The organism is Parvibaculum sp., from assembly GCF_030694575.1.
Taxonomy (GTDB): Bacteria; Pseudomonadota; Alphaproteobacteria; order Parvibaculales; family Parvibaculaceae; genus Parvibaculum.
This window is the reverse complement of sequence record NZ_JAUYUS010000025.1, coordinates 21,939-34,792: the sequence shown is the minus strand read 5'-3', so window position 1 is coordinate 34,792 and position 12,854 is coordinate 21,939. Positions and strand designations below refer to the sequence as shown.

13 protein-coding genes are annotated in these 12,854 nt (G+C 63.3%); 8 read left to right on the top strand and 5 right to left on the bottom strand.

The genetic code is table 11. The features are described from left to right. The first annotated feature begins 70 nt into the window (after positions 1 to 70). Both Q8S60_RS04920 and Q8S60_RS04915 read left to right on the top strand, forming a co-directional pair. Entirely contained in the window at positions 71 to 412 is a 342-nt protein-coding gene (locus Q8S60_RS04920) for a helix-turn-helix transcriptional regulator (RefSeq protein ID WP_305276459.1), read from the top strand. Beyond that, the gene (locus Q8S60_RS04915; RefSeq protein ID WP_305276460.1) at positions 409 to 897 is read left to right on the top strand and encodes an SRPBCC family protein; all 489 of its coding nucleotides are present in this window, start codon (positions 409 to 411) and stop codon (positions 895 to 897) included. Before Q8S60_RS04920 ends, Q8S60_RS04915 begins: the two co-directional genes overlap by 4 nt. Here the strand turns inward: Q8S60_RS04915 and Q8S60_RS04910 are convergent. After that, positions 894 to 1,706 carry a type II CAAX prenyl endopeptidase Rce1 family protein gene (locus tag Q8S60_RS04910; protein ID WP_305276461.1) on the bottom strand — a complete coding sequence of 271 codons (813 nt, stop codon included), beginning with the start codon at positions 1,704 to 1,706 and terminating at the stop codon, positions 894 to 896. The genes Q8S60_RS04915 and Q8S60_RS04910 overlap by 4 nt on opposite strands. Before the next feature lie 88 nt (positions 1,707 to 1,794). Between Q8S60_RS04910 and ettA the strand changes: the two genes are divergently transcribed. Together ettA and Q8S60_RS04900 are read left to right on the top strand one after the other, a co-directional pair. Next, a complete protein-coding gene (ettA, locus tag Q8S60_RS04905; RefSeq protein WP_305276462.1) occupies positions 1,795 to 3,450 on the top strand; it encodes an energy-dependent translational throttle protein EttA in 1,656 nt (551 codons plus the stop codon). A 186-nt stretch (positions 3,451 to 3,636) separates the two neighbouring features. Next, positions 3,637 to 5,241, top strand: coding sequence for an ATP-binding protein (locus Q8S60_RS04900; protein WP_305276463.1), 1,605 nt, complete (start codon positions 3,637 to 3,639; stop codon positions 5,239 to 5,241). Between the two features lie 8 nt (positions 5,242 to 5,249). Here Q8S60_RS04900 and Q8S60_RS04895 read toward each other — a convergent pair whose 3' ends face one another. Together Q8S60_RS04895 and Q8S60_RS04890 are read right to left on the bottom strand one after the other, a co-directional pair. Then, a complete protein-coding gene (locus Q8S60_RS04895; RefSeq protein WP_305276464.1) occupies positions 5,250 to 5,831 on the bottom strand; it encodes a PAS domain-containing protein in 582 nt (193 codons plus the stop codon). Between the two features lie 78 nt (positions 5,832 to 5,909). Then, entirely contained in the window at positions 5,910 to 6,644 is a 735-nt protein-coding gene (locus tag Q8S60_RS04890) for a TetR/AcrR family transcriptional regulator (RefSeq protein ID WP_305276465.1), read from the bottom strand. Positions 6,645 to 6,783: 139 nt separating this feature from the next. Between Q8S60_RS04890 and Q8S60_RS04885 the strand changes: the two genes are divergently transcribed. Both Q8S60_RS04885 and Q8S60_RS04880 read left to right on the top strand, forming a co-directional pair. Then, a complete protein-coding gene (locus Q8S60_RS04885) occupies positions 6,784 to 7,773 on the top strand; it encodes an MBL fold metallo-hydrolase (protein WP_305276466.1) in 990 nt (329 codons plus the stop codon). Between the two features lie 10 nt (positions 7,774 to 7,783). After that, entirely contained in the window at positions 7,784 to 8,764 is a 981-nt protein-coding gene (locus tag Q8S60_RS04880) for a fumarylacetoacetate hydrolase family protein (RefSeq protein WP_305276467.1), read from the top strand. A gap of 280 nt (positions 8,765 to 9,044) precedes the next feature. On the opposite strand, the gene Q8S60_RS04875 is transcribed toward Q8S60_RS04880, so the two are convergent. Both Q8S60_RS04875 and Q8S60_RS04870 read right to left on the bottom strand, forming a co-directional pair. Further along, positions 9,045 to 9,764, bottom strand: a complete 720-nt coding sequence (locus tag Q8S60_RS04875) for a phospholipid-binding protein MlaC (protein ID WP_305276468.1) — start codon at positions 9,762 to 9,764, stop codon at positions 9,045 to 9,047. 72 nt (positions 9,765 to 9,836) lie between these two features. Then, positions 9,837 to 10,649 (bottom strand): VacJ family lipoprotein, encoded by an 813-nt coding sequence (locus Q8S60_RS04870; RefSeq protein ID WP_305276469.1) that lies wholly within the window; start codon positions 10,647 to 10,649, stop codon positions 9,837 to 9,839. Between the two features lie 308 nt (positions 10,650 to 10,957). Between Q8S60_RS04870 and Q8S60_RS04865 the strand changes: the two genes are divergently transcribed. Both Q8S60_RS04865 and metF read left to right on the top strand, forming a co-directional pair. Beyond that, positions 10,958 to 11,950, top strand: a complete 993-nt coding sequence (locus Q8S60_RS04865) for a metalloregulator ArsR/SmtB family transcription factor (RefSeq protein WP_305276470.1) — start codon at positions 10,958 to 10,960, stop codon at positions 11,948 to 11,950. Continuing rightward, positions 11,947 to 12,852 (top strand): methylenetetrahydrofolate reductase [NAD(P)H], encoded by a 906-nt coding sequence (metF, locus tag Q8S60_RS04860; RefSeq protein ID WP_370867269.1) that lies wholly within the window; start codon positions 11,947 to 11,949, stop codon positions 12,850 to 12,852. Before Q8S60_RS04865 ends, metF begins: the two co-directional genes overlap by 4 nt. Positions 12,853 to 12,854: the final 2 nt, after the last annotated feature.

Here is a 12,854-nt window from a genome sequence, read left to right as displayed (position 1 = left end):
CCATCCCCAGCCAGCAGATTTTCAATACTTAGGTCTTGACCTAACCATCTTTCCGTTGTTACTTAGGCATATGCCTAACCAACAGCAAGTCCAGCTCGACCGCGTTTTCCATGCCCTCGGCGATCCGACGAGGCGGGCCGTTCTCAGGCGGCTCAGCAGCGGGCCCGCCGGCGTCAGCGAACTGGCGCGGCCTTTCAGGATGGCGCTGCCGTCCTTCACGCAGCATCTCGGCGTGCTGGAGGAATGCGGGCTGGTCCGCTCCCGCAAGACGGGGCGCGTGCGCACCTATCATCTCGTGCCGAAGCCGCTCAAGGCGGCCGAGAAATGGATGACGGAGCAGCTCGCCCTCTGGGAAACGCGCCTCGACCAGCTCGACGGCTATCTCATGCAGATGAAGGAGAAAGAAGAATGACCAGACCCGATATCGATCCCAAGCTTGACCTCGTGCTGGAACGCACCGTCGAGGTGCCGCCGCGCCTCGTCTGGCGCGCCTGGACGGAGCCCGAGCATCTCCTGCCGTGGTTCTGCCCGAAGCCGTGGCAGACGGTCGATTGCCGGATCGACCTCCGGCCGGGCGGCGAGTTCTACACCCAGATGCGCTCGCCTGAAGGCGAGGACATGGAGGGCGGCTCCGGCTGCTATCTCGAAATCGAGAAGGAGCGGAAGCTCGTCTGGACCTCGGCGCTCGGGCCCGGCTACCGGCCGGTCGTGGCGCGGGTGCACGATCTCTTCTTCACCGCCTGGATTCTCATGGAGCCGCACGGGCAGGGCACGAAATACACCGCCATCGCCAAGCATCCGGACGAGGCGTCGGCGAAGCGCCACGAGGAAATGGGCTTCCATACCGGCTGGAACACCGTCGTCGATCAGCTCGCCGAATACATGAAGACGATCTAGGTCCTCTGCAGGCAAAGCCGCCCGCGCGTCGCGGCGATGATGGCGAGCGCCACGAGCCCCGTCGCCGCCATGCGCAGCCATTCCGCTTCGTCCGGCAGGCGCAGCAATTCGCCGGTCAGGTTGTTGGTGAAGTGGATCAGCACCGCCGACAGCGTGCTGGCTGCGCTCGCGTTGAACAATGCTGAAATGATGACCGAGAGGAGGACGACGCTCGTCATGTAGCGCCAGAAGGCCGGCGACAGCAGCCCAAGCGATGCCTGGTGGCTTCCTTCCATGAAGAAGAGCGGCAGGTGCCAGGCGGCATGAACGGCGCCCAACAGCAGCGCGGCGGCGAGCGCTCCGTGCGCGGCCTGCAATTTCGGCAGCGCATAGCCGCGCCAGCCCAGTTCCTCTGGCAGCGGGCCGAAAAGCAGGATGAAGAGGAGGAAGGGGAATAGCGTCAGCGGCGCGGCGATGAAGCCCTTGAGCGGGGCGAATTCCGGCCAGGCGCCGGTCTGCAGCGCGAAACCGGCCGCGCCGGTCAGCGCCAGCGCCGGTGGCAGCAGAAGGATCGTCGCCCAGCCGGCCTTGCCGATGCGGCCCGGCTCCACCAGACGCCGCCAATATTCGCGGCGCTCGCCGGCGTCGCCCGCCGCGAAAAGCATCGCCACCGCCATGCCGGGCACGCCGGCTGCGCCGGCGATCAGGAGCGCCAACTGGTATGGGCTGCCGAAAGGTGCGCCGCTCGCCGCCGCGGCGATCCAGAAGCCCCAAGTCCAGCCGACGGCCAGTGTGATATAGAACCAGCTCCGGCGTGCATTGCCGTTCATGTCCCGGTCTCCCGCTTTATTGCCCCTCTTCGCACGATCCGCTAGAAGAGGCGCAAATTCCGTCTCCCAGCGAAGGATCGCGCCCCTCATGGCCGCTTATCAATATGTCTATGTCATGGACCGCCTCTCCAAGACTTATCCGGGCGGCAAGCAGGTTCTGAAGGACATCCGCCTGTCCTTCCTGCCGGGCGTCAAGATCGGCGTCGTCGGTCTTAACGGCGCGGGCAAGTCCACGCTGCTCCGCATCATGGCGGGCGTCGACACGGATCACACCGGCGAGGCCTGGGCGGCGGCAGGGGCCAAGGTCGGCTATCTCCAGCAGGAGCCCGAGCTCGATCCGGCGCTCAACGTCTTCGGCAACGTCATGGAAGGCGCGGCCGAAAAGAAAGCGCTGCTCGACCGCTACAATGAAGTCGCCATGAACTACTCGGACGAGACCGCCGAGGAAATGGCGAAGCTACAGGACATCATCGACGCGCAGAACCTCTGGGATCTCGACAGCCAGGTCGAGATGGCGATGGATGCGCTGCGCTGCCCGGACCCGGAAGCGGATGTGAACAATCTTTCGGGCGGCGAGAAGCGCCGCGTCGCGCTGTGCCGGCTGCTGCTCGCCTCGCCCGACCTGCTGCTGCTCGACGAACCGACCAACCATCTCGACGCGGAATCGATCGCCTGGCTCCAGAACTACCTGAAGGAATACACAGGCACCGTCGTCATGGTCACCCATGACCGCTACTTCCTCGACAATGTGACGGGCTGGATTCTCGAACTCGATCGCGGTTCGGGCATTCCCTACGAGGGCAATTATTCCTCATGGCTCGAACAGAAGGAAAAGCGCCTCGAACAGGAAGGCCGTCAGGAAGAGGCGAAGCAGCGCACGCTCGCGCGCGAACTCGAATGGATCAGGCAGAGCCCGAAGGCGCGGCAGGCGAAATCGAAGGCGCGTATCAGCGCCTATGACGAGTTGCTCGCCGAGGCCGGCAAGCAGCAGGAGGGCAGGGCCCAGATCGTCATTCCGGCGGGCCCGCGTCTCGGCGGCAATGTCTATGAGGCCGAACACATCTCCAAGGGTTTCGGCGACAAGCTGCTGATCGACGATCTCTCCTTCAAGCTGCCGCCCGGCGGCATCGTCGGCGTCATCGGCCCGAACGGCGCCGGCAAGACCACGCTCTTCCGTATGCTGACGGGTCAGGAACAGCCGGACAGCGGCGCGCTGAAGATCGGCGAGACCGTCGTCATGGGCTATGTCGACCAGAGCCGCGACTCGCTCGACAGTAACAAGACCGTCTGGGAGGAAATCTCCGGCGGCACGGACATCGTCGAGCTCGGCAAGATCACCATGCCGAGCCGCGCCTATGTCGGTTCGTTCAACTTCAAGGGCTCGGACCAGCAGAAGAAGGTCGGCCTTCTCTCGGGCGGCGAGCGCAACCGCGTTCACCTCGCCAAGATGCTGAAGTCGGGCGCGAACCTGCTCCTGCTCGACGAACCGACCAACGACCTCGACGTCGAAACGCTCCGCGCACTCGAAGACGCACTCGTCGCCTTTGCGGGCTGTGCCGTGGTCATCTCGCATGACCGCTGGTTCCTCGACCGCATCGCCACCCACATGCTCGCCTTCGAGGGCGACAGCCATGTCGAATGGTTCGAGGGCAACTACCAGGATTACGAGGAAGACAAGAAACGCCGCATGGGCCCCGCTGCCGAGATCCCGACCCGGATCAAGTACAAGCGGTTCAGCCGGTAGGGAACACCTGCCGCCCGCCCGCAAGGGGAGGGGGGATTTCCCGGTGTCTTTGCGGCAAAATCCCAAGCTTTCCGCGACGTTGTCCGTTCACAACGCCTTAAGCATGTCGCCCTAGACTGTCTCCGAAGTGGGGGATGAGGAGGAGCGTTTCGGGGCGTCATTGGCGCCTCGAACGGCCATGTGCCTATGGACGGAAAAAAGCTCAGCGATCAGGAGATGGCCGCCATCGTGCGGGAGGCGGTGGACCGCCTGCCGGGCGGCTTCGTCATATTCGGCCCCGATCACGAAATCCTGCTGTCCAACGCGCAGAACGAGCGCGATTTTCCCTTCACCAACGAGGCGCTCCGGCAGGGCAAGACTTATCTCGAAGCGACGCTTTTCGCGGTCAAGAAGGTCGCGCCCAACTTGCCGGACGATGAAGCGCTCGCGGTGGCGCGAGGCATTCACGATACGCTGGCGAAGGGCGAACCGGTCGAGTTGAGGACCCATCTCGGCACGGTCATGCAGGTCGTCGAGATTCCGCTTTCCTTCGGCGGCTGGGTCGCTGTCGGCGCCGATGTCACGGCGCTCCGCGAGCGCGAACGCGAACTGAAAAAGTCGCGCAAGCAGGCCGAAGCCGCCAACGAGGCGAAGTCCGCCTTCATCGCCAATATCAGCCACGAAATCCGTACGCCGCTCAACGGCATTCTCGGCATGGCGCAGCTCATGGCGTCCGGCGATCTCACGCCCGAGCAGAAGGATCAGATCGAGACAATCCTCGACAGCGGCAAGACGCTGATGGCGATCCTCAACGACGTGCTGGACCTCTCGAAGATCGAAGCCGGCCGTTTCGATATTTCGCCCATCGACAACGATCTCGGGCAGTTGCTGCGCCGCATGGAAAAGCTCTGGGCGCCGCGCGCGTCCGAAAAGGGCCTCGCGCTCACGCTCGACATCGACGGCGATATGCCTTCTCTCCTGCGCTTCGATCCGATCCGCGTGCGCCAATGCATCTCCAACCTCGTTTCCAATGCGATCAAGTTCACCGAGCGGGGGAGCGTGCGCGTCGCCGTGCGCTGTGTCCCTGCCGGAGAGGACACGTTCGACGTGCATATCGAAGTCGCGGATACCGGCATCGGCATGAGCGGCGAAACCCTCGACAAGCTTTTCGCGCCCTTCATGCAGGCGGAGAGTTCCACATCGCGCCGCTTCGGCGGCACCGGCCTCGGCCTTTCGATCAGCCGTCACCTCGCGCGCCTGATGGGCGGCGACGTCGTCGCGACGAGCGAACCCGGCAAGGGCTCGGTTTTCACGCTGAGCTTCCGCGCCGTCGCCGGCCGCCGCGCCAGCGAGGCACCGAAGAATGCCGATGTCGACCGGACAGGCGGCGCGCGCTGGGCGCAGGGCTTGTCGATCCTGCTGGTGGACGATCATGCGCTGAACCGCAAGGTCGCGCGGCTCTTTCTCGAACCGCTCGGCATTTCCATCGTCGAGGCGGAGAACGGCGCCGATGCGATCCGCCTTCTGCAGACGAGAGCCTTCGATCTCATGCTGCTCGACATGCACATGCCGGTGATGAACGGGATGGAAACGCTGGCCCATATCCGCGCGCATGAGGCTGCGTTCCGCGACATTCCGGTGATTGCGCTGACGGCGGATTCGCTCGGGCCCGACAATATGCGCTATCGCGAATTCGGCGCCGACGGCTATGTCGGAAAGCCGATCGATCACCGCGAACTTATCCTGGAAATCGGCCGCGTGCTGGAAGCGAGGCATGGCCGCTCGCCGATGCCGGATCTTCGCCGCGCCTGACAGTCAAGTCAGGCTTCGTCCGGAAGACCCGCGCCAATATCGATGAAATATTCGGCATCGAAACTTTCGAAGCGGAATTTTCCTTCGTCGGCTTCGGCGTGCGCGCGGTTCTCGCCAAATCCCTCCACGATGCCGATCACCAGCCAGCCGCCGCCCGCAAGGTCCGTCATCGGCATCTGGGTCAGTTCGATCGGTTCGCGAAAGCCGTCCCTGTGCACGACTTCCTTGCGCACCCATCTTCCGCACGGCACGGGTCCGAACATCTTTCGCATGGAAATGCCGGCGCTTGCGCGGTGCTCCGGCGGTACGAAGTCGACATAGTTCAGCCCCCGCATCTCGATGCCGAGCCCGTCGCGAACCGATTGTCCGGCAAGGCGAAAGAGCAGGCGTCGCTCCGCTTCCTGGTGCAGCTCCACGAGATAGATATCGTTGAGAAAATTCTTCAGGCGTTCGGGCCGGAAATCCGCCTTGTCGGGAATGAGCGCGGATTTCGGAATGCCGGCCCACGCCTCCTGAAAGGCGATGCTCTTCGCGGATCGCGCGGGGCAGGCGGGCGCGTCGCTTCCCATAATGGCCGACCGGGTACTCACGGCCCCACCTCTTTTTACTGAACTTACCGCGCCATTGTCGGCGGTGCCGGTTAACGGCGCCTGAATCCGCCCATACCCTCAACTCGCCTTCGCCTCGCAGACCGCCATGATGCCGCCGACAGCGAAGGCGCGTGCGCGCGGATGGATTTTCGCCAGGTCGCTCGAGCGGTACTTGCCGTTCGACAGCGTGTCGAGCCGCCCGTTCTGGCCGAGCGCATGCGCCATCGCGCCGGTCATCAGTTCGTAGGCGCAGTAGAGCGCGTGGTCGCTGGCCTTCGGATAGGCGCGCGCCAGCAGGGCGATGAAGTCGCGCGCCACCGGGTCGAGCACGGAAGCGAGGAGGCCCGTCGCCCACATCTTCACGTTGGAGCCATGTGCGATGATCTGTGCATAGGCGGTCCAGCCCGGATCTCCGGCCGTCACGCGGTCGAGGATCGGCAGCAGGAAGATGTCGGCCACGGCCTCCACGATCTCGCGTTTGCTCATCCGCGCAAGTTTCGGTTCGAGTTCGGCGAAGCGAGCCCGCCGGTCCGCGTCGATTTCGCGGAAGCGCCGTTCCACCACGGCCTTCAGCAACTCGTCCTTGGTGCCGAAATGATAGTTCACGCTCGCCAGCCGGATGTCTGCCGCCTCGGTGATGTCGCGCACGGATACGCCGAAGAAGCCGCGCTCGGCGAAAAGCCGTTCCGCCGTATCGAGGATGAGGTCGTGGGTCTTCGGCTTTGCGTCGCGCGGGAGCCTGGGCGCGCTTTCGGGCTTCGCTGCGCTTCGGCGTTTTGCGGCGGGCTTTCTGGCGGCTGCTGCGGTCGGCATCGGGGTGGGAACTCCGGATTGATACGATCGTTCCGTTTCGTTTGACTCTTGGTGGAACGTTCGTATCATATTTTTCGAGCGGCACAAGACGGGCTCTTCCGGGAGGGGGCCCGCGAAACAAACCGCCAAGGGAGGATTCATGGCACCCGTTCCTTACACGCGCGGCCTTCACGACGTCGGCAATGGCCATTTCGTCTGGCTGCTGCCCACCGGCACCTGGGGCTACAGCAATGCCGGTCTCGTGGTGGATGGCGACCGGTCGCTCCTCGTCGACACGCTGTTCGACGAGAAGCTTACCGCCGAAATGTTCGCCGCGATGAAGGATGCAACGGGCGTCGGCGGCGCGGAAGTCGGCACCGTCGTCAACACGCATGCGAATGGCGACCACACCTATGGCAACGGCCTTGCCATCAACGCCAACATCATCGCGTCCAAGGCCAGCGCCCATGAGATCGCGGAGGAAGCGCCGCCGGAAATGCTCGCGGGCATGATGAAGATGGCCGACCAGTTCGGCATCGCCGGCGAATTCTTCAAGGCGAAGTTCGGCGATTTCCATTTCGACGGCATCCAGATGCGCCAGCCGACACAGACCTTCACCGGCGAACTCGAAGTGAAGGTCGGCGACAAGACCGCGCGGCTGATCGAGGTCGGCCCGGCGCACACGGCGGGCGACACGCTCGTCCATGTGCCGGAAGACAAGGTCGTCTATACCGGCGACATTCTCTTCATCGAGGGAACGCCGATCGCCTGGGCCGGTCCGGTCTCGAACTGGATCAAGGCCTGCGACCTCATCTGCGCCATGGATGTCGACGTCATCGTGCCGGGCCACGGTCCGCTCACCGACAAGGCGGGTGTCCGCACCATGCGCGAATACCTCGTCTTCGTGGACAAGGAAGCGCGTGCGCGCCACGCGGCGGGAATGGATTCATGGGCGGCGGCGCAGGACATCGCCCTCGGTGCCTTCGGCGAATGGCCGGATGCCGAGCGTCTCGCCGTCACCGTCGACACGATCTACCGCGAGATCAACGCAGATACCTCGCCGCGCGATGTCGTCGGCATGTTCACGCGCATGGCCGAACTCGAAAAGCAACAGAAGGCCGCCTGCGGGCATCCCGGTCACAAGCACTAGGGGCAGACACATGAAACTCGTGACCTATGGAACGGGCGAGGGTGCCCTGCGCCTTGGCGCCCTCGTCGATGGCGGAAACGCGGTGCTCGATCTCGTGAAGGCGGCGGGCGGCAGCGCGCCCGCCTTCTCCTCCATGCAGGCGCTCATCGATGCTGGGTCCGAGGCACTTGGCGAAGCGAAGCGGCTCGCTGCGTCCGCCCCTCGCGATGCCGTCTCCCCGCTCTCCTCGGTGAAGCTCGCCGCGCCGCTGCCGCGTCCGGTCAAGGCGCGCGACTGTTCGCTCTTCCTCGAACACATGGAAGCGGCGATGAAGAAGGTCGCCCGCCAGATGGCGGATGCCGATCCGGACCCGGAAGCGAAATACGCGGAGCTGACGGCGCCCGGCGCGCGCTTCTCGCTCAATCCGCTCTTCAGGAAAAAAGTGATCTATTACAATTGCGACGTGCTCGCTTTCAGCGGCCCCGAAGAAGAAATCGTCTGGCCGTCCGATTCCGAATGGATGGATTACGAACTCGAATGGGCCTGCGTCGTCGGCAAGCCGGGGCAGGATGTCGGTGCCGCAAAGGCGCGCGACTACATCTTCGGCTACACCATCTTCAACGACTGGTCCGCGCGCGACACGCAGTTCGCGGTCATGGAATGCAATCTCGGCCCCGGCGCGGGCAAGGACTTCGCGCGCTCCAATGGCATCGGTCCCTGCATCGCAACGCCGGACGAGTTCGACGATCCCTACAAGCTCACCATGACGGCGCGCGTCAACGGCGAGGAATGGTCGCGCGGCACCACGGGCAGCATGCACCATTCCTTCGAGGACGCGATCTCGGCGTTTTCGCGCGACCGCACACTCGTGCCCGGCGAACTCATCGGCTCCGGCACGGTACTGTCCGGCTGCGGCCTCGAGCTCGGCCGCAAACTGTCGGACGGCGACACGGTCGAACTCGAAATCGAAGGCATCGGCATTCTGCGAAACAGGGTGGTCCGGCGGCATTAGCTTTGCGAATCGGGTTCGGACGAGGGGGAGGGCATTTCCGGGGATAACTCCGGGCCGATTTTCCGGCCGGCGTTGCCTTTCCATCACTGTGGCATTGGCTTGTGGCGCTTCCGCCGGAGCGGGGACAAGTACGGTTTTTGCCCCCTGCAATCTCCGTGTGACGTTTTCTTGACAGTCCGATGACAGTCTGCGGGATAAGTGCCCTTTTTGGGGGCTGGCGAAACGAAAACGGCGCGCCCGCGAGGGCGCGCCGTCCGTATACGGAGTTCTCTTTTCGGGGTCAGTTGCTGCTGGTAGTGATGCCCGAAATATCGCCCGCTTCCGCCTTGCTGATCTGCGTACGCAGATGCTCCAGCAGCGATTCGAACTTGCCGCCATTGTTGCGAATGACGGTGGTGAAGGTGGAGCGCTGTTCCTGCGCGAGCCAGATGCCGACGACGTTCACGTCGAAAATCTTGAAGTCGCCGTCGTTCTTTATGAGCCACCAGTCGACCTTCACCGGCTCGCGGCCGTTGGTGAACTTGATTTCGCTCTGAACCATCGCCTGCGTGTCGCCCTTCGCCTTGGCGCCGAGCACGTCGAGCTTCTCGTTGTTGTAGTCGGAGAGGCGCGTCACATAGACTTTCACGATGAAGGTCTCGACAAGCTTCAGGTATTCCGCCTTCTGCTCTTCGGTCGGCGTGCGCAGGTACTGGCCGAGCGCGAAGGCGGCGATGCGGTTCATGTCCGCCGTTTCGAGGAGCAGCGCGCGGAATTCCTCTTCGCGCTGTGCTTTCGAAATGCCCTTGTCGCTGATGATGTCGATGGCGCGCGTCGAGACGTCCTCGACGAAGCTGACGGCCGCCTGATCCGTCGACGCCTGCGCCGCCGCCGGCGCGAAACCCGCGAACAGCATGGCGCAGAAGGCGAACGGCGCGATCAGCGCCCGCGTTGCGCGCGCGGCATGCGCCCGGGAAAGACTGGGGCGCATGACTGACGATGTCATCCGTGTGGTGACCATTGTATCCTCCTGCTCAATACGCGCACACGGAGCGGGCGCACATGGTCGCGGCCCGCATTTCCGGTTTGCGCGTCAGAAACGCATGCTGGGAGTGTTTGGTTCGTTTGTGTCGAAATTTAGGTTCTCGATATCCGGCAGGTCGTCGAAGTCGCGCTGGCCGTTGGCGATCTCGTTCGCGCGGATCTGGCGATAGAGATTGCGGATCGTGGCGTAGTGGTCCACCGAGGTCCGCTCGATCTGATCGAGCGTCTTCAGGCTGCGTGCGCGCTGGTCGATGCCGTTCACGACGAAGCGGGCCGTGGGCACCGTCTTCGGCTTGTCCCAATAGATATAAGTCAGCGGATCGAAAAACTGATCGACGAAGAAACCGGTCAGGTCGCGGGGCGGGGCGGGGCCCAGCACCGGCAGGTAAAGATAAGCGCCTTCGCCCGTCCCGTAGACGGCGAGCGTCTGGCCGAAATCTTCGCTGTGCTGCGGCATGCCCCAGCCCGATGCGGGATCGAACAGACCGAGTACGCCGACGGTCGTGTTGATGCCGAAGCGGCTCGCCGTCGTGCCCGCACGTTCCCATTCGCCTTGCAGCATGTCGTTCGCGAGGATGACGGGGCTGCGCAGGTTGTCGAGGAAGTTGCGGACGCCGTCGCGGCCCGGTTCCGGCACGACACCGTCATACCAGGTGGCGACCGGCTTCAGCAGGATCGTGTCGAAGAATTTGTTGAGCTCGAAGAAGTAGCGGTTCATCGGTTCGAGCGGATCGTTCTCGTCGACGCCGTTGTCGACGGCCGGCGGCGGTGCGTCCTGGGCCATGGCGGCGCGCGGAGAGGCGGCGGCAATGACGACGATGGCAATCGCCGCGAGCGCCAGGCTCCTTATCGCTGTCGGCATAGCTGTCCCGTACATGGTCTTCATAAAAGGCCCGTCCCAAATCGCTGCCCTCAGGCATTCCGCCCCGAGCATTCCGTATCCGGCTTAAATCCGCGTGAACACCGCGCAAATTCTCGATTTTCGCGCCGATTCCCGCTCCCCAGCCGTTCCCTAGCTATCATACGAAACTGGGGTTAACCAGCTTCCTTGGATCGTATAGACCGCGAATTTCGGGCTTTATTGCGAAAATGTTGCGGTGTAGAAAAGGGTTTTGAAAGACATAAAGATATGTTTATATCGGTTTCGATGATTTCAGAGGTCGGATATCCATGGAGCAACTTCTGGCGGGATTGAGGGCGGCGGGCGAGCCTACGCGCTTGCGTTTGCTTGCCCTTTTGGCTCGCGGCGAACTTACCGTGACGGAACTGACGCAAATCCTGCGGCAGAGCCAGCCACGGGTGAGCCGCCATTTGAAGCTTCTTTGCGAGGCGGCCCTTCTGGAGCGCTTTCGCGAGGGAAGCTGGGTTTTCTACCGTCTTGCCGGCTCTGGTCCGGTGGCGGAGCTTGCCGAAGTTCTGAGCGGTCTCATTCCGCAGGAGGATCTCGTCATTGCGCGGGATCTCGAACGCCTTGAGGCCGTGCGTGCCGCCCGTGCGGAAAAGGCGGCCGCTTATTTCAGGGCCAATGCTGAGGAATGGGGGCGCATCCGCTCTCTTTATGTGCCGGAAGACAAGGTCGAGCAGGCAATGCTGGAACTCGGCGCACGGGACGGTATCGAAGTCGTCGCCGATTTGGGGACGGGCACAGGACGGATGCTGGAACTGTTCGGGCCGAAGGCCAAAAGCGGCCTTGGCATCGATCTCAGCCCCGAGATGCTTGCGCTTGCGCGTGCCCAGCTTGCGCAGCCCTCCTTGCATCATTGCTCCGTACGGCAGGGCGATCTCTACGATCTGCCCCTGCAGGACGAAACGGCCGATCTCGTGACGCTGCACATGGTGCTGCACTATCTCGATGAGCCGGCCGCGTCGATCGCCGAGGCCGTGCGGGTCCTCAAACCGGGCGGGCGTTTGCTCATTGCGGACTTCGCGCCGCACGAACTCGACTTTCTGCGCGAGAATCACGCGCATCGGCGGCTCGGTTTTACCGAGGACGAGGTCAGGGAATGGCTGGCGGATGCCGGCCTCGATGTCAGCGAAACAAGGCACCTGCCGCCCGAAGGCGGCGAGGAGGCCAAACTCACCGTGTCGATCTGGGTTGCGGACAAGGCCAAACGGCCGGTGCAGCGGGCGGGACGGTCGATTGAATTCGAAGGAGCGAAATGATGGCGCAGACACCAAGGAAGGAACCGCGCGAACGGACCCGCGTTTCGTTCGAATTCTTTCCGCCCAAGACGCCGGAAATGGAAGAGACGCTGTGGCGATCGATCCGGCGTCTGGAACCCTTGCAGCCGGAATTCGTCTCCGTCACCTATGGTGCCGGCGGCTCCACTCGTGAGCGGACGCATGCGACCGTGAAGCGCATTCTCGAAGAGACGACGCTGGAGCCGGTTGCACATCTGACATGCGTAGGCGCGTCCCGGTCGGAAGTGAACGACGTCATTCGCGCCTATTGGGATGCGGGCATCCGTCATATCGTGGCGCTGCGCGGCGACATGCCGGAACTCGGCGCGCCCTACCAGCCGCATCCGGATGGCTATCAATCGACGCCGGAATTGATCGAGGGTATCCGCAAGCTTGGAGACTTCGACGTTATCGTTTCCGCCTATCCGGAGAAACACCCTGAATCTCCGTCTCTCGAAGCCGATATCGAGCTTCTGAAGCGGAAGGTCGATGCCGGCGCAACCCGCGCCATCACGCAATTCGTCTTCGATACGGACAAGCATGTCCGTTTTCTCGAGAAGGCACGGAAAGCAGGCATCGATGTGCCGATCGTGCCCGGCATCATGCCGACGACGAATTTCAACGGCACGAAACGCATGGCAAACCGCTGCGGCGCCAGCATTCCGCAATGGCTTGAAGACTACTACGTGGGCCTCGACGACGATCTCGGCACGCGCAAGCTCATTGCCGCCTATGTGGCGGCGGAACAGGTGAACCGTCTCCGCGGCTACGGCTTCGACCGGTTTCATTTCTACACGCTGAACCAGGCGGACCTCACATTCGCCATCTGCCATGTTCTCGGCTTGCGTCCGCAGCCCGCCTTGACGCCCGCCGAGCCTGCCTGAGC